Here is a 21,092-nt window from a genome sequence, read left to right on the forward strand (position 1 = left end):
ATTTTAACATGTGCCAATAAATTTTCACAAATGGGCATAAGGTGAACATAATGATATCCGCATTAAAACAACCCATAACCACTGTGACCCAAGCTTGTATATTCAGTGTGGCATTATGGGGGCTGACGGCTTGTTCACAAACGGTACAAACCACCCAAACGGTGACGACCAGTGACCCCAGTCAATGGAAAAAAGACCCCAAAGAAATCGCCAAAGTACGCACAGCGATTGCAGCCGAATTTATTCGTGACCATCGGCTTGATGATGCCAAACGTCAATTAGAAAGTGCCTTACAATCGGATAAAAAATATGCCCCTGCCTATGACATGATGGGGGTATTATTACAGCAAGAAGGTAGCCCATCCAACTTACAAAAAGCGGAAGGTTATTTTAAACAAGCCATCAGCCTAGACCCTGAATTTGTCCAAGCTCGCAATAATTACGGCGTTTATCTTTCTCAAATGAAACGCTATAACGAAGCAATTGCTCAATTTCAAATTGCAGGTTCGGCTTTAGGCTATGAGGGGCGTGCCAGTGCCTTAGAAAATTTGGGACGTACTGCCCTAAAAGTGAATAACCGAACACTGGCAACTGAATCATTTTTAAAAGCCCTTGATGCCAATCGCCAAAGCATTATTGCTCGTGCTGAACTGATTGATATTTTATTAGCTGATAACCGTAGCCTTGATGCAAAACAACTGCATAACGATTTGATTTTTTTATTGGGTGATAAAAACCTTGACCCACGCACCTTATTGCAAGGGGCAAGAATTGCTAAAAGCACAGGCAATCAGCTTGATTTGCAAAAATACACTCAGCTATTATTTGACCGTTACCCTTTAAGTGAAGAGGCAAAGCGTTTAAGAATTTGGCTCTCTAACCCTGCGACAATTTGGAAATAAGATGGAAACTAGTAACAAAGACCTGAACCCAACACCTCAACCCACGATTGATACCAATCAATCGTTAGGACAGCTATTCAAAACCACTCGCCAACAAAAAGGGCTAAGTGTGGATGATGTGGTGGCTCAGACCTTTATTCTCAAACGCCACATCGAAGCGTTAGAAGACAATAACTATGAAGCCCTACCCCAACCCACCTTTACCAAAGGCTTCGCTAGCACTTATGGTCGTTTTTTGGGCTTGGATAACCAACAAATCAATCAATTATTTGACGCCCAATATCCTAATCATCTTAAACAAAAACATGATGTTATCAACGCCTCCCCTTTACAACAACCCATGGGGACACTGAGCCGTGAGACACGCTCTGGCATCAAAATTAACCCCTTTATCATCATTGGTATTGTATTGGCATTGGGATTGGCGATTTTTATTTTTAACACCGTTACCAAAGCCCATACTGATAACCAAACCCCACCACCTGCCACAGGGGTTCAGGATATTTCCCCACAAGAGCAAGTGACAGGGGCATCCTTAAACAATGCAGGCTCTGCTATCACCACGCCAGCCACCAATGCCAGTATCGCCAGTGGTTTACCCCAAACAGGCACAGCGGTGACAGGCGTAAGCTCTAGCCCCACCAGTGCCAATCTTGCTTCCGTTGCTGTCGTCAGCAACTCAACAATTGAACTATGGGTCAAAGATGACACCACCATTAGCATTACTGATGCCACAGGTAAAGCCTTACTGCAAGGCAAACAAGCACGTGGTGGTTATAGCTTATCAGGGTCAGCTCCCTTTAATGTGAGCATTGATAATGTCAGTAACGTGAGCTTGGACTTAAACAAACAACCAATTAAGCTCAGTCAATATGCTCAAAATAACCAAGCGAGTTTTAGCTTAAATCCATAACGCCCAATCATAGCATACATAGGAAACCACCATGTCCGCCCACAATCCCATCAAAAGACGCTTAACCAAAAAAATCTACGTTGGCAATGTCGCAGTGGGCGGTGATGCACCAATTAGCGTGCAGAGCATGACCAATACCGAAACTTGCGATATTGAAGCCACAGTCGCCCAAATCCAAAAATGTGTCGATGCAGGGGCAGACTTTATGCGAGTATCGACCCCCACGATGGAGTCGGTGCAAGCCTTTGCCGAAATTAAAAAGCGTGTCAGCGTACCATTGGTGGCGGACGTGCATTTTGACCATAAAATCGCCATTGCGGTGGCAGAAGCAGGGGCAGATTGTTTACGTATTAATCCCGGAAACATCGGTAATGAACAAAAAGTCCGTGAAGTCATCGCCGCCGCCCAACATCATGGTATCAGTATGCGAATTGGGGTCAATGCAGGGTCATTGGAAAAAGATATTCAAAAGAAATATGGCGAACCGACTGGCGAGGCAATGCTTGAATCTGCCATGCGTCATATTGATATCCTAGACCGTAATAACTTTGACCAATATAAAATCTCGGTCAAAGCGTCCAATGTGTTTTTGACAATGGATGCGTATCGCTTGATATCCGCTCAAATTGACAATCCGCTACACTTGGGCGTGACCGAAGCAGGCGTGTACCGCACAGGCACGGTCAAATCTGCCATTGCGTTGGGTGGTTTGTTACTCGAAGGCATTGGCGATACCATGCGAATTTCGTTGGCTGCCGAGCCTGAAGAAGAGATTAAAATTGGCTTTGATATCCTTAAATCATTGGGCATTCGCAGTAATGGGGTGAACTTTATCGCTTGTCCTAGCTGTAGCCGTCAAGAGTTTGATGTGATTCGTGTGATGATGGATTTGGAAAAACGCCTTGAAGATATCCGTGAGCCAATGGATGTGTCGGTGATTGGTTGCAAGGTGAATGGACCAGGGGAAGCCAAAGAAGCGGATATTGGTGTGGTCGGTGCAAGCCCAAATAGCCTAGTGTATAAAAATGGTGAAAAATCGCATTTGATTGATACCACTAAGCTTGCCGATGAGATTGAAGCAATGGTAAGAGCGAAGGTGGCGGAACGTGAAGCCAGTCGTGCTAATGAAATTTTACGTGTGCAAGGTTAAACAATGAGCAATAAAATCACCGCCATTCGTGGCTTTAACGACATTTTACCCACCAACAGCCAAACATGGCGAACGGTAGAAACCAAACTATCGCAAGTGCTAGACAGCTACGGTTATAGCCAAATCCGTCTGCCATTGGTCGAAGAAACCCAACTATTCGCACGAGGCGTTGGCACAGATACCGATATCGTATCCAAAGAAATGTTTTCGGTCAGCTACCACTCTGCCGATGACAGCGAAACCGCAAGTCTAGCCTTACGTCCAGAAGGGACAGCAGGTTGTGTACGTGCCATTATCGAGCATAACCTAACCCGTGGTGATACCCCAAAACTTTGGTATGTTGGGGCGATGTTTCGCTACGAACGCCCACAAAAAGGACGTTATCGCCAGTTTCATCAACTAGGAGTCGAGAGTTTTGGTAGTGAACTGCCTGATGCTGATGCCGAACTGATTGCCATGACCGCCAATATGTGGCAAAAACTGGGGATTAGCGAACATTTAACGCTACAACTGAACTCATTGGGCGAAAGTGACGAACGCGGTGCGTACAAAACCGCATTGGTGGCGTATCTCAATCAGCATTTTGACAAGCTGGATAAAGACAGCCAACGCCGTGTCACCACCAATCCGCTACGAGTGTTAGATAGCAAAGTCGAAACCACGCAAGCGATTTTACAAAATGCCCCTCGCCTGTCCGAGTTTTTGGGTGAAGATTCCAAAGCCCACTTCGAGCAAGTCAAAACCTATTTGACCGCTTTGGGTATCAAGTTTGAAATCAATGAAAAATTGGTGCGTGGGCTAGACTATTACAACAAAACCGTGTTTGAATGGGTCACGGATAAACTTGGCTCACAAGCGACTGTTTGCGGTGGCGGGCGTTATGATGGATTGGTTGGTATTCTAAAAGGTAAACCTGAGCAGTCTGAGCCTGCGGTGGGTTTTGCGATGGGATTAGAACGCCTATTGTTACTCATTGAGGCAGTGAATTCGATGGCACAAACTGCTGATTGTGATGTGTTTGTGGTCGCTCATCCAGATTTTTATGTTAATGGAATTTTGTACGCCAATCAATTACGCCAACAGGTTGATGGGATGCGGGTCAAGATGGCATCTGCCAATAGCATGAAAGCCCAAATGAAAAAAGCCGATAAATCTGGGGCGAAGTTTACCGTGATTATCGGTGAAAATGAAGTGACAAACAACCAAGTCACCGTTAAAAATATGGCGACTGGTGAGCAAAAAACCGTTGAAAATACGGATTTTAGTTTTGCATAAATATGCTTGTTTATGGTATATAGTTGTAGTGTGTAGGTTGGGTTGAGTATACGAAACCCAACATAATCATTCACGTTGGGTCTCATACTTCGACCCAACCTACAATACATAAAAATATATAAGTCCTGTATTTTAAGATTTTATCAAAAAGGCAAGAAGTTAATGGTAAAAGACGTTACCCCAAGTTCTATCAATGACGAACAACAATCCATGCAAGCCCTACGCCAATATGGTAGCTACATCATCATGGCAATCGTACTGGCATTGGGTGGCTATTTTGGCTATAGCTATTGGCAAAATCACGGTGGACGCATTGACACATCTGCCGCCAATGACTTTGCCAAAATCCAAGCTGACCAAACCAACTTGACCGCCCTAGCTGATACTAACACGCCAGAAGCCAAGCAACAGCTTGCTACTGCTCAAGCCACTTTAAGCAAGGATTTGGATACTTTTATCAGCCAACATGGTGACTCGGTCTATACTTGGCAAGCCCTAATGCTCAAAGCCCAACAACAAACCAATAGCAATGACCTGAAAGGGGCGATTGCCACGTTACAAAAAGCCAATGGCTTAAAAGTTGGTGACGCAGGGCTACAAGCCATCGCCACCTTACGCTATGCCCAATTGCAATTGGCGAATAATCAAGTCGATGATGCCCAAAAAACCCTACAAGCTACTTTACCTGCTGAATTTGATGCCAGTAAAGCCGAGTTATTAGGGGATATTGCCATCAACAAAAATGATAAAAAAACCGCCACTGAGCAATATCAAAAAGCATGGCAAGCCATCGAAGCTCGTAATGAGAACAGTGATACCAAACAAGACCGTCCATTATTACGCCTAAAAATGGAAAATTTGGGACTTAGCCCCAAACAACCCGACTTAAATAGTGGCGTTGTTGCTCAACCCACGGCAACAGCCAGCTCCCCTAGCATTGCGGTGGCGAGTGCTACTGCCAAACCCAGTGCCTCTACTCCACAATAAATCGGTTAATTCAATACATAAAAATCCGCACATTAGCGGATTTTTATCTAAAAACAACACACTTGTTAAAGGGCGTACACATTACTCCCCTACAAATCTGTCTTATTGCTCATTTAAACAACGATACAAACAAAACCCCCTCTTTGGTCAAGAAGGGGTTGGGTGAGATTTAAAGTCATTTAACCCAATTAACCAAACTTACCTGTGATATATTCTTCGGTTTCTTTACGGCTAGGATTGGTAAACATTTTATCCGTTTCATCCATTTCCATCATGTCACCAAGATACATAAATACGGTGTAGTCCGACACACGAGCCGCCTGTTGCATATTATGCGTGACGATGGCGATGGTATAGTCATTTTTTAGGTCAGTGATAAGGTCTTCAATTGAGCCTGTCGAAATTGGGTCAAGGGCAGAGGTTGGCTCATCAAGCAATAATACTTCTGGGCGAGTTGCCACGCCACGAGCGATACATAAACGCTGTTGTTGTCCACCTGACAATGATAGTCCAGAATCTTTAAGTTTATCTTTGACTTCATTCCATAGGGCAGATTTTTTCAATGCCCATTCCACACGCTCATCCAGCTCTGCTCTACTTAGGCTTTCGTACAAACGCACACCAAAGGCAACATTGTCATAAATCGACATCGGAAATGGCGTAGGCTTTTGGAATACCATCCCCACCCTTGCACGCAGTAAGTTAACATCCACTGATTTATCAAGGATATTCTGCCCATCAAGCAAAATTTCCCCTGTGGCACGCATGCCCGGATAGAGGTCATACATACGGTTAAAGGTACGTAGCAAGGTGGATTTACCACAGCCAGATGGCCCAATAAAAGCAGTGACTTTTTTGTCAGCGATGTCCAAATTAATATTTTTTAACGCATGAAATTTACCATAATAAAAATCAAGGTTACGAATTTGCATTTTTGCGGTCATGATAACTACCTTTTAAACTTTAAATAGCGAAATAAATGGTCTAAACATTAATGCGAGGCTTGTTCTTTACCGCTGAGTAGACGTGCTAAAATATTGAGTGTCAAGACTGCCAGTGTCACTAGCAATGCCCCTGCCCATGCCAATTTATTAGAAATTTCATACGGTTGGGCGGCTAGCTGATAAATCACATTCGGCAAGTTTGCCATCGGTTGGTTCATATCCGTGCTAAAGAACTGGTTATTCAGTGCGGTGAATAGCAAAGGTGCAGTTTCACCAGAAATACGGGCAAATGCCAATAGTACACCTGTCAATACCCCAGTTTTGGCAGCACGTAATGTCACACCAGATACCAATCGCCATTTTGGTGTACCCAAGGCATAAGCCGCCTCACGCAAGGTATTAGGCACTAGGCGAAGCATATTTTCGGTGGTACGCACGACCACAGGAATCACCAATAACGCCAATGCCAACGAGCCTGCCCAACCTGAAAAGCTACGCCCTTGCACCATCAAGGCAAAGATAAACAAACCGATGACAATCGAAGGGGCGGATAGCAAAATATCATTCATAAAGCGAGTCGCTTTACCAAGCCAACTTTTATCCGAAAATTCTGCCAAATAAATGCCTGCCATGATGCCAATCGGTGTACCAATGACCAAACCTAAGCCTGTAATCATAATTGAACCAACAATGGCATTTTTAAGACCACCGACTTCATTAGGTGATGGCGTATCTTGGGTAAAAATCGGCATGGTCAATAAGGCTTCACCACCTGCCGAAAATAGCTTGAGCAGAATCAGCCCCAAAAATGACAACCCAAATAAGATGGAAAATCCTGCAAATAATAGCCCCAAAACATTGGTCAAACGGCGACGTTTATAAAGCACATTATTACGGTTATTTAGTGTTTTGGTGGGTTGTTGCTGGTTATCTGACGTGTTGTTTACTGTGTCTTGTAACTGTTCCATGCTTATTTACCCCCTGCATTTTTATCCATACGTGCTAGCATCAATTTAGAAATTACTAACACAATAAAGGTGATGATAAACAATAAGAAGCCCAAATGTAGTAATGATGACTGGTGTAAGCCTTCCGACTCGGCAAACTCATTGGCAAGGGCTGAGGTAATCGATACACCTGATTGGAATAAACTTGGGCTGACATTATAGGCATTACCAATCACGAATGTCACCGCCATGGTTTCGCCCAATGCACGTCCTAAGCCCAAAATAACACCCCCAACGACCCCTGCTTTGGTATAAGGCAATACCACATTACGCATCACTTCCCAAGTGGTTGCTCCCAAGCCATAGGCTGATTCTTTGAGCATTTTTGGGGTAATCGAGAAAACGTCACGCATCACCGAGGCGATAAATGGAATAATCATAATTGCCAAAATCAAACTGGCAGTAAACAGACCAATCCCCATGGGAGCCCCTTGGAAGACTTGACCAATCACAGGCACATTACCCAAATGGTCAATCAGCCAAGGCTGAATATGCTCAGAAAACCACGGAGCAAACACGAAAAATCCCCACATACCATAAATGATAGAGGGAACACCTGCCAATAGCTCAATCGCAATCCCTAAAGGACGCTTGAGCCAATTTGGGCAAAGCTCGGTCAAAAACATCGCAATACCAAAACTCACAGGTACAGCCACCAAAATGGCAATAACCGAAGTCACCAGCGTACCATAAATTGGTGCTAATGCCCCATAGCTATCCATGCCTGTATCCCAGTCACTACTGGTATAAAAGCCAAATCCAAACTGCTTAATACTGGGTAATGCACCCAAAAATAGCGATACCAAAATACCGCCCAATAATAGCAAAACTAGAAACGCAAAAAATCGTGTTGCATTGACAAACAGCCAATCTAAGCGTTGCTGTTTTGCAAGTTTTGCCTGCAAATCCGACATGATAAACCCTACCCTAGTATGCGATGAAATATACCATCAATCACAACAGTTAACTCACTAAAAAAGCGTAGAGCAGATAAGTGGATCTTATGTTTATTGCTCTACGCTTGTATACAGTTGCTAATTCGCTGGCTTCATAAAACCAACGAATCCTTGCGATCTTATTTAGTAGCAGAAGCAGTGGTAGCAGAAGCGGTGCTAGCAGGTGCAACGGCGGTTGCTGTACTAGACTCAAACAATGGCTTACCATCTGTACCGACTACTTCTTTCCAGCTATCACGGAAAGTTGCTTTACTGGCTGATGAGAATGGTACGAAATCCAATGCTTTGGCAGCATCATCACCACTGGTATACGCCCAGTCAAAGAATTTCAAGGTATTTTTGACATTTTCTGGATTAGCAGGTTTTTTATGTACCAAAATAAAGGTAGCGGCTGAGATTGGCCATGCTTGTGGGTCTGCTTGGTTGGTTAGCACAATGCCAAATCCGGGGGTTTTCGTCCAATCCGCATTACCTGCAGCAGCAAAGGTTTCGGCTGATGGCTGTACGAAGTTACCTGCACTGTTTTTAAGTTGGGTATACGCCATGTTGTTTTGTTTGGCGTAGGCATATTCGACATAACCAATCGCATTTTTGGCACGCATCACATTACTGGCAACGCCTTCATTACCTTTACCACCTGCCCCTGCTCCTGTTGAAGCGGTAGGCCATTTGATAGATTTATCCACACCCGGCCCTGCTTTCCAATCAGGTGATACCGCACTGAGGTAGTGGGTGAAATTGTAAGTTGTACCAGAACCGTCTGAACGGAAAATGGTGGTAATTGGTGCGTCAGGTAGTGTTGTTCCTGCGTTCAAGGCAACAATCGCTGGGTCATTCCATTTTTGGATTTTACCAAGATAAATATTGGCAAGGGTTACGCCGTCTAGTTTTAATTGACCTGCTTTGATACCGTCAATATTCACCACAGGCACAACACCACCAATCACGGTAGGGAACTGTACAAGACCTTCTTTGTCCAATTCTTCCTTGGTCATTGGGGCATCGGTCGCACCAAAGTCTACTGTTTTGGCAATGATTTGTTTAATACCACCTGATGAACCAATTGATTGGTAATTGACTTGACCACCTGTGGCAGTTTTGAAATCACCTGCCCATTTGGCATAGATAGGCTGTGGGAAAGAAGCCCCTGCACCTGTGATGGTGAAGACTGCACTTGGATTGCTACCAGTGGCACTGCTGGCTTTGGCTGGGTCTTTGTTTTCGGCAGGTTGGTTGCCACAAGCAGTTAAGGCTAAGGTTGATGCAACCACTAAACTTAATAATGAATAACGCATAACAAACTCCTATAAAAAAGGGAAGTTAGGCGAATTGGGAGAAATACGTTGAAATTTATAGCAAAATTTATCAATCACTTAAAATATTGACGGCTAAAAATCGTCAATATCTTCGTATAAATCCCCAATTGACCCTAACAAAGTCACAATGTATTAAAATTGTGACTATGATTACAGGAAAATATGACAAAATTATGACAAAGCTTCATAAAGCCGTCATAATTTTTTATGAGTAATTGAAATATAAGGTTTTTTATATTAAGGAAGAGGTTTGTTTGATTAAAAAATCACCATGATGTCAGGTATCGCACCACAAAAAACCCCACGGCTGTCGCACATAAGGTCAATACCACGTGTAACACGACCAACATAGCCCCCTGCCCCCACTGTCCACGCCCAAATAGCCCAAACACTTCCGCACTAAAGGTGCTAAACGTGGTCAAGCCACCCAAAAATCCTGTGGTAATCAGCCCTCGCCAAGTCGGACTCAAGCGTTCGACATACACCAATGCCACGCCCATCAATAAGCCACCCAATACATTGGCAAGCAATGTGCCGATAGGTAACCAAGGATGCAGACCATTAAACCGTGACAATATTGCTCGCAATACCGCCCCCACGCCTGCCCCCAGTCCAATTAATAGCCATTGCATAATAGATGCTCACTAAACCGCTGGCAACAGCGTCATATCCCAACGTGGCAAACATTTGACCGCCAACTCATCGCTTTGACCTGCCTGCAAACGCTGATAGCCTGCAAACGCAATCATTGCCCCATTGTCGGTACATAATGCAGGTGGGGCGTAATGCACGGTTGCACCGATTTTTTGCAGTTGGGTCGCCAATGTGTCACGCAATACGGTATTGGCACTCACGCCACCAGCGATGACTAGACGTTGCATGCCTGTTTGCTGAAGGGCTTTGACACATTTTTTGGCAAGGGTATCGACCATCGCATATTGAAAGCTACTGGCAATATCGGCACGAGTTTGGCTATTTTGAGGATTGGCAGGGTCAGCGTGAGCCACCGCTTGGTCTTTAATCAGATTATGCACAGCGGTTTTCATACCGCTAAATGAAAAATCCAGTCCTTTGCCTAGCATGGGGCGAGGTAGCTCAAAGGCATTGGGATTGCCTGTTTCGGCAAGTTTGGCAATGTTAGGCCCACCCGGATAAGGCAAATTGAGCATTTTGGCAGTTTTATCAAAACATTCCCCTGCCGCATCGTCAATGGATTCACCTAATATTTCATATTGACCAATACCTTGTACAGCAACCAGCATGGTATGTCCACCTGACACCAATAATGCCACAAATGGAAAACTGGGAGCATTGTCGCCCAATAAAGGGGCAAGTAGATGCCCTTCCATGTGATGCACGCCAATGGCAGGCACACCCAACGCCATCGCAAGGCTACGCCCAAATAATGCCCCTGTCATCAATGCCCCCACTAGCCCCGGCCCTTTGGTAAAGGCGATGGCATCAATGTCGGATTTTTGTAGGTTGCATTGATTAAGCAGTTCATTTAGTAAGGGAATCAATTTACGGATATGGTCACGACTGGCAAGCTCTGGCACAACGCCCCCATAAGTGGCATGTAGCTCGATTTGACTATATAGCACTTGTCCCACCAAGCCTTGATTGGCAAGGTGGCGTTGCTCACTGTCAAAAATCGCCAGCCCAGTTTCATCACATGAGGTTTCAAGCCCTAATACTCGCATATATTACCTTTTACGTTATCATTCATAGGTGGTTAATCATGTTTGATACGTCTATTAAATTGATTGACGTAATAATTGTTATCACCCTTGGTGACATAAAAAACATTTTTATCTTCAACTTCAATATCATCGTATTGCGTTGGGATAATCAGTGTACCTTGTTCATTGACTACGCCATATTTACCGTTTAGCTCAACAACACTAAAGCCATCGGTAAAATAATCCACATCATCATACTTTAGCGGAATCACTGTTTGACCCTTGGTGTTAATCATGCCCCATTTACTATCTTTGGACACCACCGCATAGCCGTCATAAAAGCTATAAACATCATCGTAGTTGGGGGCAATCACCATGTTATTTTGACGGTTGATAAAACCATAGCGATATTCATCGTTTTTATTTAACAGACCTGCCAAAGCAAGGTCGTCAGTAAAGGTATCTAAATCATCATACATTAATGGAATCACAATGCGATTATTGACATCAATCATGCCATATTTATCGGATTTACCCACGATGGCGATACCGTCTTCAAAATCCTCGGCATACTCATATTGTAAGGGAATTTTAACATTACCCTTTGTGTCAATATAGCCTGCCTTATCCTTTTGATAAACATAGGCTAAATTATTATAAAAATCACCAATTTCATCATAAATCAAGGGTGTAACAATACGACCTTTGGTGTCAATCAATCCAGATTTGTCATTAAGGGTGACAATCGCAATGCCTTCTTCAAAGTCTGATACATCATCATAGGTAGCAGGAATCTTCATTGCCCCTTTTGCATTGGCAAACCCCCATTTTTCACCTTTTTGTACGGCAATCAGTCCATCCACTTGACAAGTGCTGATATCATCGAATTTATCGTATAAAGCCTCAGGCACGTCATCACAGGCATAGCTGGTCACACTTGCCATGCTCATTATCATCATTGCCAATAGTGTTGATTTAATATTCATTATGTGTCCTTTTTATTTATATAGCTTATAGTTATGAGTATATTACTAAATATTTCACAGATAAAAAAGGGCGTATTGAATACGCCCTAAATATATTTTAAACCACAAATCAAACAAATGATTTTTCAATATTACTGTGTTTTTTACTATAAAAATATGCCAAGCCCAACACGACCAAACAAATAGGCAGACATAATGGTAAAAACATCGGATTTTGCATCCCACCATATAGCACAAATAGCGAGCCAAGCGTGGCAAAAAACGGGGCAATCACCCCAAAGAATACACTTTTAATGATACCTTGTCGCCACATTTTAAACACCGTAAAATAAAACACAATATACAAAATATAACTCATCACGATGGCAATTTCTGAAATATCCATTGAGCCTAAAATACCACTTTTCATGGTCGCATAATGCACGGCTAGCCAAAACATCGACAATACAAAACCCATCAATGCCGAGCCTAATGACAAATTGTATTTTGGTGAAATTTGGCTGATTTTATTGCCCCAAGGAATGCGACCTGTAATCGCCAATGAATAAGGCAAGCGAATCAAGCCCAAAATCAAGCCGTTCACCGTTCCCATTACCGAAATCACCACAAATACCAAAAACGCTTTGGCAGCGGTTTCACCGAATAATTTACTCGCCACCATATTGACGCTGTCATCGCCCAGTGCCAACACCTGCTCTGCCCCTAAATACGAGGTGATACCAACAAAGTACAATAAATAGCCAAATAAAATCAACAAAGGTGCGACAACCAAGGCAATCGGTAAATTGCGTTGGGCGTTTTTGATTTCCCCAGAAATACTGGTCGATACCACCCAACCATCAAAGGCAAACGCAATCGGACCGACTGCCCCTAACCATGCTAAAGTTTGGGTGGCTTGTACCGCTTGAGGCGTGGGTTGCGTAATGGCTTTGACAGGGTCGCCAAATAAAAACGCTGTCACACCCAACACGAATAACGGAATCAGTTTGACAATGGTCGAAAAAACTTGGAATTTACCTGCAAACACTGCCGAAAAAATATTAAACGCATAGCACAACACATACCACGCCAGCCCAATGCCAATCTGTAACTCAAGTGATGCATCTTTGACCCCAAACAGCAAAGCGGTATAAATGCCGACCACCCATGTTACCACCACGCCCAACGTGGGAAAGTACAAAAACAACTGAAACCAACCAATCATGGTAGAAAAATGTGGACTGACAAACTCATCGGCATAGCCAATCAATCCGCCATGTTTGTCGGTGCGTTTGGCAAGCTCGGCAATGGTCAGCGAACCAAAAATAATCGCCACCGCCGCCAACACAAACACCACCACACCCAACAGCACGTTGCCATTGGTGTATTTAAGGACGTTATCCGCCTTAAAGAAAATCCCTGACCCAATCACAATACCGACAATCATCGCCAGTGCTGTGACCAAATTATACCGCCCTTGTATTTGGTTGCTCATCATCGTATCAACATATCAAAGTTTAAGTCCATCACAACACCTACAATCCTAGCAAGAATCTTGGCAAAAACTTGTTGCGACCCCTAAAAATACGCTATCCTATACCCCCTACTTTGACTTTTCAATAGCATTAATAACAATTTTTTTCAAATCAGCAAAAATTAAGTTACCAATCCATGCCAAATTCATCCCCCATCACCACCAACCACCCCCAACCGCCCACCATCGCCATCATCGGTGCTGGGGCATCTGGCTTGATGGTAGCGGACTATCTCAAAGACTTTGCCGTGACGGTGCAAGTCTTTGAACAAAAACCCTCGCCTGCCCGCAAGCTACTGATGGCAGGTAAAAGCGGACTCAATATCTCACACGCCGAACCACTAGCTAACTTTGTCAATCGCTATCACCCCAATGATTGGCTGACACCGCATATTCACAACTTTAATGCCAAACATATTCAAGATTTTATGGCGAATCTTGGCATAGAATCCTTTGTTGGCTCAACTGGGCGAATCTTCCCTACCATGATGAAAGCCTCACCCTTGCTAAGAGCATGGCTACAAGACTTGGATAAACATGGCGTACAGTTTTTTTATCGACATAGTTGCACTAATATTGACGGTAATCAGGCAACTTTTAGCGTTGAGAAAGACGGTCACATTAGCGAGTTTACCCAACAATTTGATGCAATTGTGCTAGCCTGTGGCGGTCTGTCGTGGTCACGGCTTGGCAGTGATGGTAAATGGCAAAATTGGCTCAATAAGAATGATATCACGCCTTTCTACCCCAGTAATGTGGGGATTGTGCGGACATGGTCGTCCCATTTGACCAATGATTTTGGTAAAGCCTTAAAACGGGTCAAAGCCAGTGTTAAACTGCTGAATGGCACAGTTGATGACACAATCGAACAGGGCTTTGGTGATATTGTCATCAGTCATTACGGTATGGAAAGTGGGCTGATTTATCGACTCAATCATGCCATGCGAGAGCAATGCAATGCGACTGGTAAAATCACCTTACAGCTTGATTTATTGCCTGATATCAGCCATGAAAAACTGCTAAAAAATCTAAATAACCCCAAAAAACAATCGTTATCCAATGTATGGCGAAAGGCAGGGCTAGACCCTGTCAAAATCGCCTTGCTACGAGAAATCGTACCAAAAGTGGATTGGCATGATGGTGATACAATGGCTCAGTTTATCAAAAACTTAACCATTGAGTTTGACAGTTTTCGTCCGATTGAGGAGGCGATTAGTTGTGGCGGTGGGGTGAAACGCTCGGCATTGACCGAAGATTTTGCGTTAAAATCCAATCCGAATGTGTTTTGTTGTGGGGAAATGCTCGATTGGGATGCACCGACTGGTGGTTATTTGCTGACGGCTTGCTTTGCGACTAGTAGAGCGGTGGGAGCTGGGGTGGTGAAGCAGTTGAATACGGAGAAAAAATGACAAATATTCAACCTGCACAAATCCAATGGCAAACTGACGACAACGGCTCAACCATCCCCACTTCCACCCAATTTGGCGATGTGTATTTCTCCAAAACAGACGGCTTGGCAGAAACTCGCTATGTGTTTTTGGACGGCAATGACCTAGCCCACCGCCTCGCCCACCTGCCAGACTTTGAGCGCTTTGTCATCGGAGAAATCGGCTTTGGCACAGGGCTAAACGTCCTCGCTATTTGGCAAATGTGGCAACAAGCCAAACCCAATAACCACAGCCATTTACATATCATCACCACCGAAAAATTTCCGTTATCAAAAGACGATTTGCAACAAGCTTTGAGCGTTTGGCACGAACTAGCCCCTTTCGCCAAACAACTCATTGCTAACTATCCGCCACCGTTGGCAGGTTGTCATCGGCTAAATTTCTTTGATGAACGCATTACCATTGATATTTGGCTCGGTGATGCGACTGACAGCCTGTCGCAAGTGCTTGGACAAAGCAAAGTCAATGCGTGGCTATTGGACGGCTTTGCCCCCAGTTGTAATGATGAACTGTGGTCGAACGGCTTATTTGAGCAAATCGCACGGCTATCGGACAATGGCACGACATTAGCGACTTTTAGCGTGGCGAGTATGGTGAAAAATGGGCTAAAAAATCACGGCTTTACCCTTGCCAAACGTAAAGGCTTTGGTAAAAAACGAGAAATGCTGACCGCCAGTTTTACGCCAGTTGAAAAACGCATTGAATTTAGCCAGTTTAATTTTCGCTATAACAAAAAGATTAAACCCTATTTTATCACCCTACCCTTTACCGAGCGTTTTGAAAGCAAACTTCGCACTCGCAAAAAACCCAGTAAACGCAAGGGCTTTGCGTTACCCAATTTTTCACCGACTACACAAGCGTTAAATATTGCGGTGATTGGGGCTGGCGTGGCAGGGCTGTCGGTGGCGTATGCGTTGGCAGTGCGAGGTCATAGCGTGACGATTTTTGATAAAGACAAGCCATTGTCAGGGGCTTCTGGCAATATTCGTGGCTTTCTCGCTCCCAAGCTGACTAGTTTAAAACGCCTTGCCACCAACCTACACGCCATTGGCTATTTGGCAAGTTGTCGCTTTTATCCGTTTTTGACTCAGCAAACAGGCTTTGATATTTTGGACACCACAACTTGCCTAGATTTGCTGTCGCACAATCGCCTTGAACTGAATGAGGTGCAGGACTTTCCGTGCGAATTTGCCAGTTTGTTAAGTGCGGAACAGGCAGATAATTTGGCAGGGTATGAGGTTGGGCAGGCGATTTTATTACCCAATGCAGGGCTAATCAATACCGCCAACTTTGCCAAAGCTGTGCTAAGTCACCCCAACATCCGCTTTCAACAAGGTAATTTAACTGCTTTCACCCAAGTCCATGATAGCGTTGAATTACGAATCAGTAATATAGTCACAGAAACAGAAAAATGGGACAAGGCAGGTGAGCGAAACTGTACAACTAGTACTGTGAGCGAACCTAACGCAGTACCAATTTCTGCTTTCGAAGACTATACGCAGAAATTTGACCATGCTGTACTATGTATAGCTTTGAATACCTGTGATTTTTTACCTCAAATCAAACGCTTTAATTATAGCCGTGGTCAAGTCAGCTGGTTTACGGTTGATAAACAACAAGCGGAAAATTTACCAAAATTACCACTGAAATATGGCAGTTATTTTGCCAGTTTTGCAAATAATGGGAACAAAGTGGTAATGTTGGGGGCGAGTTTTGTCCGTGATACGCTAGATACCGAGCCGAAGCTTGCCGACCATATTAGCAACGTGACCGAGTTTTTGGACGCTGTACCACAGGCAAAAGAAATAATTAATATGGATAACATTAATACCCATTGGCAAGGGCGAGCCAGTATCCGTAGTCAAACGGTGGATTATTTGCCGTTGGTGGGGCAAGTTTGGCATGGTAGCTTTTATAATAAGGGCTTTGAAACCGATAGCCGAGTGTGGACGTTTTCGGCATTGGGGTCAAAGGGCTATGCCTATGCCCCTGTGTGTAGTGAATTGGTAGCAGGGCTGATGTGTGGGGAAATATTACCCTTGGCAAATAACATGGTGGGGAAATTAAGTCCGAATCGTAGAGTGTTACAGCAAACTTAACTTTTTCTTACCAAACCCTTCTACTTCGATACCTTAACTTGGCTTAAAATTATCCAAATTGCTGATTTAGACATACAACAACAAAAAGGATAACTCCATGAACGAAAAACAACCCCAAACCGTTGATAATTTTAACGATTTTAACCAAGCTATTTTAAACGGTGTCAAACACATCACCATCACTCGCAGTATTTTTTGTTTAAGCAGTATCACCCTACCGCCCAATACCGTATTAGAGGGACAAAACCAAGAAAATGGGGTTAAGCCTTCGCTATCTTTTGCCGATACGCACGGTATCTGCGTGACCCAAAACAACCAAATCCATAACCTCAATATCCAAGCCGATGCCGATAAAAAGGCGATTTTTAACAGTCTCATGGTCGAAGACTTGGGGCAATTTTCTTTCACCGATTTGACATTGGTTGGGCAGTTTAGTTTTATTTTACGCCGTGGGGCAAAAACTGCCAATCTTGCTGTCAAAAACCTCGACATCATCTTTGCCGATACACGAAAAAACTTTGAGCAACCACAAAAATACGGAGCAAACGTGCTACAAGGGGCGTTTACCGTATTTAACCAAAACAGCGATGAAGCCAGTCTGATTACCCTCAACGTGGATAATATCAGTATCGGGCGTGAATATGCCCCTATCGTTGGCTCTGGGCTGTTTGTGTCGGGCTTTGGCGATAAAGGCGGTCGACTTGTGGCGGATAAAATCACCACAGGGGCGATTTATTCCAACGGCAAATTACCACAAGGTACGCCAAATATCATCACCGCAGGCGTGTTTGTGGTGTATGGTGCAGAAGTCAAAGAACTCATCCACAACGGTGAAATCACCACCTATGGCGTGAATGACATGGTGTTAGATACGTGGGGAACGGTCGGTAACTGGACTTCTCACAAGGCGATTACCTCGTATGGGGCGAGTGGCATTGGCTTTGTTAACTTTGGTCAAGTGGAGAATTTTGTGGTAAAAGCCCCTGTCGTCACCTACGGACAAGGAGCAAGGGGCTACAACCAGTATGACGGCACGGTGAAAAATATCGAATTTGACAGTATTGCGACTTTTGGCAATGGCTCGATTGGCGTACAAATTAGCAAACCGATTGGCAACTTTACTGTACATAAAGACATCACCACGCATGGCGGTGAGGGTGATTCCTTGGTAAAAGGCGTGGTTGTTCAGCTCAAAGCGATTGCTTTGAGCGTGAAAGAAGATGGTGTGGTGGAAAATTTATCAGTTGGTGGCGATATCGCAAGTCATGGCGATGGTGTAACGGCTTACGAAGTGGCAGGCGAAGTCAAAGCCTTGTCGGTGAAAGGCGAGATTAAAGCTCATGGTAAAAACGCTAAAAATGTTGATATGGTTGGTGAGGGCAAATCAACCACGATTTAATTAGGCGGTTTAATTAAACGATTGAATTAAAAGGTAAATTACACCGTGGTGTACTGATTGGCTTCCTATGCGACTAATACGCCACATATCTATCTTGGCGGTGGTTGATGGTCAAAATCGCATTCAGCACTACCATGCCCAAAATCGAAATCGCAATCAATTGCCAACTGACATACCACAGCGAAGCCAACAGTACCATCCCATCTAAGAACAACATCACCTTGCCCGCAGGGATTTTAAGATAGTGTTGGGCGTATAATCCGATGATATTAAAGCCACCTAGACTGGCACGATGGCGGAATAAAATCAAAATCCCAACCCCAATCAACACATTGGCAAAAATACTGGCATATAACGGCTGTACCTCACCCACCGAAACAAAATGTGGATGTAGCTCTGTCATTAACGAAAGGGTCGTTACCGCAATCAGTGTTTTTATCACCATCTGCTTACCCAAACGCAGATACGCCAAAACATAAAACGGCAAATTGAGTAGCCAAAACACCACACCAAACGGCAACGCAGTGGCTTTTTGAATCAATAATGACAGCCCTGCCGTACCACCCACCATTACGTGCGAATGTTGTAATAAAAGCAATGCAAACCCAATCATTGACGTACCGATAGTCACCGCAAATGCGTCTTCCATCAAGCTATGGCTGATATTGTTGTCATTGGTGTCGGTCGTGGTATCGGCTGAAGTGGTTGAATCGGTCATGGTTGGCTCTATATTGCAGGTTTAAGGCTTCAAGTTTTAAGTTTCATATTGATTGAAAAGCTTGGGTGGAAAAAACTTGCATAAAATAGGGCAAATTGCAGGGATATTCAAGGGGAATTTAGGGCTTGGTAACAGTTTATTGAATTTTCTATTTTCTCAAAAGCTTTTGATACACCCAACTTCTTAACCCATTCGGCAATAACCGCACAGGCAGTCGAATGGCGAGATTTTTAATCATTTGAGTAAGGGTCAAAAAACCCTGCTGATAAAATTTACCTTGTATATCAAGCTCATACTTGGCATAGTCTAGCCCACCACGCCTTTCGTACATCGCCTCGCCTGCCCTTGCATACACTAGCACATCAGGCAGATTGGCAAACTGCTGACCTGCCAACAACAACCGCACCCACAAATCATAATCCTCAAACAACGGAGCATGACGGTAGCTACCCACCTTTAGCACGGCTGATTTTTTGAAAGCCACCGTCATATGATTGATGGGATTACGAGATTTAGCGGATTGTAAAATCGCTTCATGCGTGGTCGGTACTTGGCGTGAGGCTTTGCCGTTAGAGATATTGCCTTCAAATTCAATGATTTGCCCGCCCAGTACGTCAATGGATGGATGTTGCTCAATATAGGCGATTTGCATGGCAAAGCGATTATCAACACAGATATCATCGGTATCCATGCGAATCACCCACTCATGTGAGCATTGGTTTAGCCCTGCATTTAACGCCTGCCCTAGCCCTACATTCTTTTCTAAAGCAATGATTTTTAGCGGTAATTTGGATTTAAAATCATTCACCACTTGTTGCAAATGTGGGTTAATTGAGCCATCAAATACCAATACAATCTCATCGGCTGGCAAGGTCTGTGCGACTAGGCTTTGCAAACAGGCTTGTAAATAATTGGGCTGTTCTTTGTCATACAAAGACATCAATACGGAAAATTTCATGTTAGCTACTCGCCCCATTCTCTAACCAACCCATCGCCACCGCCTTATCCACTTTACGAGCGAACCAAAACCCATCGTTTTTTGCCTGTTGTAATTTTGGTAAATCCAAATAAAGCGGACTATTGCCATTATTCACCGCTTTATCAAAAATAATGAATCGTTTGTTATCATTGGCAACGGTTAAATCGGCTTTTTCTTGACCTAGCTTTTCTTTGATAATGGTTTGAAAAAAATGCTCATCTGGCACAAGTTTTCGCTCAAAAAACTGGCGATATTCATCCACAAACGGCAAAATCTTCGCCCAATCTTCACGAGTGACCGAAAACCATTGCGAGCCAAAATACACTGACTGTTGATAAGGTGATAGTTTCGCCAAACCTTGATAGCCTTTGGTCAACACTTTACCAATAAATTGCCGTTGCCAATCGGTATCAGCGTGCAAGGTATCCGAGCGAAAGCGATATCCATACCTCGGAGCAAGCTCACAAGTCAACATCATGGCAAAATTAAACTGCATTTTCCAATTTTGTTCAATGGTATCAAAGTCTTGCAATACCACATCTTCACCACTAATCAGATGAAAAAACTGATTGTCAGTATTGGCAAAAGCCGTATCAAACAGGGCTAACGTGGCTTTGACTTGGCTAAACCCGCCCCACTTCACATCAATGCGATGGTTTATAATAACTATATTTGCTAAGTTTTCATATTGCGTGAGTAAGCTGTCATCGCATTTTTTATCAAAATGCACATAAAAATTGACGTTGGGCGTGCGTTTTGCCAATTCGATAAAATAATCAATTGGCTTGTGGGTTTGGATAAGGACGGCGTGTTTTTTCAAT

General features: G+C 43.8%; 19 protein-coding genes. 8 read left to right on the forward strand and 11 right to left on the reverse strand.

Annotated elements, in window-relative coordinates:
* The first annotated feature begins 50 nt into the window (after positions 1-50).
* The 5 genes from pilW (at position 51) to ACK1U4_RS03550 (ending at position 5,227) form a co-directional block, all read left to right on the forward strand.
* The gene (gene pilW / locus ACK1U4_RS03530; RefSeq protein WP_419399991.1) at positions 51-902 is read left to right on the forward strand and encodes a type IV pilus biogenesis/stability protein PilW; all 852 of its coding nucleotides are present in this window, start codon (positions 51-53) and stop codon (positions 900-902) included.
* Between the two features lies 1 nt (position 903).
* A complete protein-coding gene (locus ACK1U4_RS03535; protein ID WP_419399992.1) occupies positions 904-1,815 on the forward strand; it encodes a RodZ domain-containing protein in 912 nt (303 codons plus the stop codon).
* A gap of 31 nt (positions 1,816-1,846) precedes the next feature.
* Positions 1,847-2,965, forward strand: coding sequence for a flavodoxin-dependent (E)-4-hydroxy-3-methylbut-2-enyl-diphosphate synthase (ispG, locus tag ACK1U4_RS03540; protein ID WP_419399993.1), 1,119 nt, complete (start codon positions 1,847-1,849; stop codon positions 2,963-2,965).
* 3 nt (positions 2,966-2,968) lie between these two features.
* Positions 2,969-4,240 carry a histidine--tRNA ligase gene (gene hisS, locus ACK1U4_RS03545; protein WP_419399994.1) on the forward strand — a complete coding sequence of 424 codons (1,272 nt, stop codon included), beginning with the start codon at positions 2,969-2,971 and terminating at the stop codon, positions 4,238-4,240.
* A 162-nt stretch (positions 4,241-4,402) separates the two neighbouring features.
* Positions 4,403-5,227 (forward strand): YfgM family protein, encoded by an 825-nt coding sequence (locus ACK1U4_RS03550; RefSeq protein ID WP_419399995.1) that lies wholly within the window; start codon positions 4,403-4,405, stop codon positions 5,225-5,227.
* 188 nt (positions 5,228-5,415) lie between these two features.
* Here the strand turns inward: ACK1U4_RS03550 and pstB are convergent, their stop codons facing one another.
* The 8 genes from pstB to ACK1U4_RS03590 form a co-directional block, all read right to left on the reverse strand.
* Positions 5,416-6,171, reverse strand: coding sequence for a phosphate ABC transporter ATP-binding protein PstB (gene pstB, locus ACK1U4_RS03555; protein WP_419399996.1), 756 nt, complete (start codon positions 6,169-6,171; stop codon positions 5,416-5,418).
* Positions 6,172-6,218: 47 nt separating this feature from the next.
* Positions 6,219-7,139 (reverse strand): phosphate ABC transporter permease PstA, encoded by a 921-nt coding sequence (gene pstA / locus ACK1U4_RS03560; protein ID WP_419399997.1) that lies wholly within the window; start codon positions 7,137-7,139, stop codon positions 6,219-6,221.
* Positions 7,140-7,141: 2 nt separating this feature from the next.
* Complete coding sequence (gene pstC / locus ACK1U4_RS03565) at positions 7,142-8,092, reverse strand: phosphate ABC transporter permease subunit PstC (protein ID WP_419399998.1); 951 nt, start codon at positions 8,090-8,092, stop codon at positions 7,142-7,144.
* Positions 8,093-8,253: 161 nt separating this feature from the next.
* Positions 8,254-9,429: a phosphate ABC transporter substrate-binding protein PstS gene (gene pstS / locus ACK1U4_RS03570; protein WP_419399999.1), complete on the reverse strand. Its 1,176-nt coding sequence runs from the start codon at positions 9,427-9,429 to the stop codon at positions 8,254-8,256.
* Positions 9,430-9,716: 287 nt separating this feature from the next.
* Complete coding sequence (locus tag ACK1U4_RS03575; protein ID WP_419400000.1) at positions 9,717-10,082, reverse strand: CrcB family protein; 366 nt, start codon at positions 10,080-10,082, stop codon at positions 9,717-9,719.
* Positions 10,083-10,094: 12 nt separating this feature from the next.
* Entirely contained in the window at positions 10,095-11,150 is a 1,056-nt protein-coding gene (tsaD, locus tag ACK1U4_RS03580; protein WP_419400001.1) for a tRNA (adenosine(37)-N6)-threonylcarbamoyltransferase complex transferase subunit TsaD, read from the reverse strand.
* 32 nt (positions 11,151-11,182) lie between these two features.
* Positions 11,183-12,115 (reverse strand): WG repeat-containing protein, encoded by a 933-nt coding sequence (locus ACK1U4_RS03585; protein WP_419400002.1) that lies wholly within the window; start codon positions 12,113-12,115, stop codon positions 11,183-11,185.
* A gap of 109 nt (positions 12,116-12,224) precedes the next feature.
* Positions 12,225-13,589 (reverse strand): APC family permease, encoded by a 1,365-nt coding sequence (locus ACK1U4_RS03590; protein ID WP_419400003.1) that lies wholly within the window; start codon positions 13,587-13,589, stop codon positions 12,225-12,227.
* Positions 13,590-13,765: 176 nt separating this feature from the next.
* Here ACK1U4_RS03590 and ACK1U4_RS03595 point away from each other — a divergent pair, with 176 nt between their 5' ends.
* The 3 genes from ACK1U4_RS03595 (at position 13,766) to ACK1U4_RS03605 (ending at position 18,574) form a co-directional block, all read left to right on the forward strand.
* Entirely contained in the window at positions 13,766-15,037 is a 1,272-nt protein-coding gene (locus tag ACK1U4_RS03595; protein WP_419400004.1) for a TIGR03862 family flavoprotein, read from the forward strand.
* Complete coding sequence (gene mnmD / locus ACK1U4_RS03600) at positions 15,034-17,175, forward strand: tRNA (5-methylaminomethyl-2-thiouridine)(34)-methyltransferase MnmD (protein ID WP_419400005.1); 2,142 nt, start codon at positions 15,034-15,036, stop codon at positions 17,173-17,175. Before ACK1U4_RS03595 ends, mnmD begins: the two co-directional genes overlap by 4 nt.
* Before the next feature lie 97 nt (positions 17,176-17,272).
* A complete protein-coding gene (locus tag ACK1U4_RS03605) occupies positions 17,273-18,574 on the forward strand; it encodes a hypothetical protein (protein WP_419400006.1) in 1,302 nt (433 codons plus the stop codon).
* Positions 18,575-18,647: 73 nt separating this feature from the next.
* Here ACK1U4_RS03605 and ACK1U4_RS03610 read toward each other — a convergent pair whose 3' ends face one another.
* From ACK1U4_RS03610 to ACK1U4_RS03620, 3 genes are all read right to left on the reverse strand, one after another.
* Positions 18,648-19,292 (reverse strand): YitT family protein, encoded by a 645-nt coding sequence (locus ACK1U4_RS03610; RefSeq protein ID WP_419400007.1) that lies wholly within the window; start codon positions 19,290-19,292, stop codon positions 18,648-18,650.
* A gap of 148 nt (positions 19,293-19,440) precedes the next feature.
* Positions 19,441-20,250: a glycosyltransferase family 2 protein gene (locus tag ACK1U4_RS03615; protein ID WP_419400008.1), complete on the reverse strand. Its 810-nt coding sequence runs from the start codon at positions 20,248-20,250 to the stop codon at positions 19,441-19,443.
* A 1-nt stretch (position 20,251) separates the two neighbouring features.
* Positions 20,252-21,091 carry a beta-1,6-N-acetylglucosaminyltransferase gene (locus ACK1U4_RS03620; RefSeq protein ID WP_419400009.1) on the reverse strand — a complete coding sequence of 280 codons (840 nt, stop codon included), beginning with the start codon at positions 21,089-21,091 and terminating at the stop codon, positions 20,252-20,254.
* Position 21,092 lies beyond the last annotated feature (1 nt).

It is taken from the genome of Moraxella sp. TY6 (assembly GCF_048551375.1).
Classification (GTDB): domain Bacteria; phylum Pseudomonadota; class Gammaproteobacteria; order Pseudomonadales; family Moraxellaceae; genus Faucicola.

What these genes read in the sequence shown, in the direction of transcription:
- pilW (WP_419399991.1), top strand. Translation starts at nt 51, where the DNA reads ATGATATCCGCATTAAAACAACCCATAACCACTGTGACCCAAGCTTGT.
- ACK1U4_RS03535 (WP_419399992.1), top strand. Translation starts at nt 904, where the DNA reads ATGGAAACTAGTAACAAAGACCTGAACCCAACACCTCAACCCACGATT.
- ispG (WP_419399993.1), top strand. Translation starts at nt 1,847, where the DNA reads ATGTCCGCCCACAATCCCATCAAAAGACGCTTAACCAAAAAAATCTAC.
- hisS (WP_419399994.1), top strand. Translation starts at nt 2,969, where the DNA reads ATGAGCAATAAAATCACCGCCATTCGTGGCTTTAACGACATTTTACCC.
- ACK1U4_RS03550 (WP_419399995.1), top strand. Translation starts at nt 4,403, where the DNA reads ATGGTAAAAGACGTTACCCCAAGTTCTATCAATGACGAACAACAATCC.
- pstB (WP_419399996.1), bottom strand. Translation starts at nt 6,171, where the DNA reads ATGACCGCAAAAATGCAAATTCGTAACCTTGATTTTTATTATGGTAAA.
- pstA (WP_419399997.1), bottom strand. Translation starts at nt 7,139, where the DNA reads ATGGAACAGTTACAAGACACAGTAAACAACACGTCAGATAACCAGCAA.
- pstC (WP_419399998.1), bottom strand. Translation starts at nt 8,092, where the DNA reads ATGTCGGATTTGCAGGCAAAACTTGCAAAACAGCAACGCTTAGATTGG.
- pstS (WP_419399999.1), bottom strand. Translation starts at nt 9,429, where the DNA reads ATGCGTTATTCATTATTAAGTTTAGTGGTTGCATCAACCTTAGCCTTA.
- ACK1U4_RS03575 (WP_419400000.1), bottom strand. Translation starts at nt 10,082, where the DNA reads ATGCAATGGCTATTAATTGGACTGGGGGCAGGCGTGGGGGCGGTATTG.
- tsaD (WP_419400001.1), bottom strand. Translation starts at nt 11,150, where the DNA reads ATGCGAGTATTAGGGCTTGAAACCTCATGTGATGAAACTGGGCTGGCG.
- ACK1U4_RS03585 (WP_419400002.1), bottom strand. Translation starts at nt 12,115, where the DNA reads ATGAATATTAAATCAACACTATTGGCAATGATGATAATGAGCATGGCA.
- ACK1U4_RS03590 (WP_419400003.1), bottom strand. Translation starts at nt 13,589, where the DNA reads ATGAGCAACCAAATACAAGGGCGGTATAATTTGGTCACAGCACTGGCG.
- ACK1U4_RS03595 (WP_419400004.1), top strand. Translation starts at nt 13,766, where the DNA reads ATGCCAAATTCATCCCCCATCACCACCAACCACCCCCAACCGCCCACC.
- mnmD (WP_419400005.1), top strand. Translation starts at nt 15,034, where the DNA reads ATGACAAATATTCAACCTGCACAAATCCAATGGCAAACTGACGACAAC.
- ACK1U4_RS03605 (WP_419400006.1), top strand. Translation starts at nt 17,273, where the DNA reads ATGAACGAAAAACAACCCCAAACCGTTGATAATTTTAACGATTTTAAC.
- ACK1U4_RS03610 (WP_419400007.1), bottom strand. Translation starts at nt 19,292, where the DNA reads ATGACCGATTCAACCACTTCAGCCGATACCACGACCGACACCAATGAC.
- ACK1U4_RS03615 (WP_419400008.1), bottom strand. Translation starts at nt 20,250, where the DNA reads ATGAAATTTTCCGTATTGATGTCTTTGTATGACAAAGAACAGCCCAAT.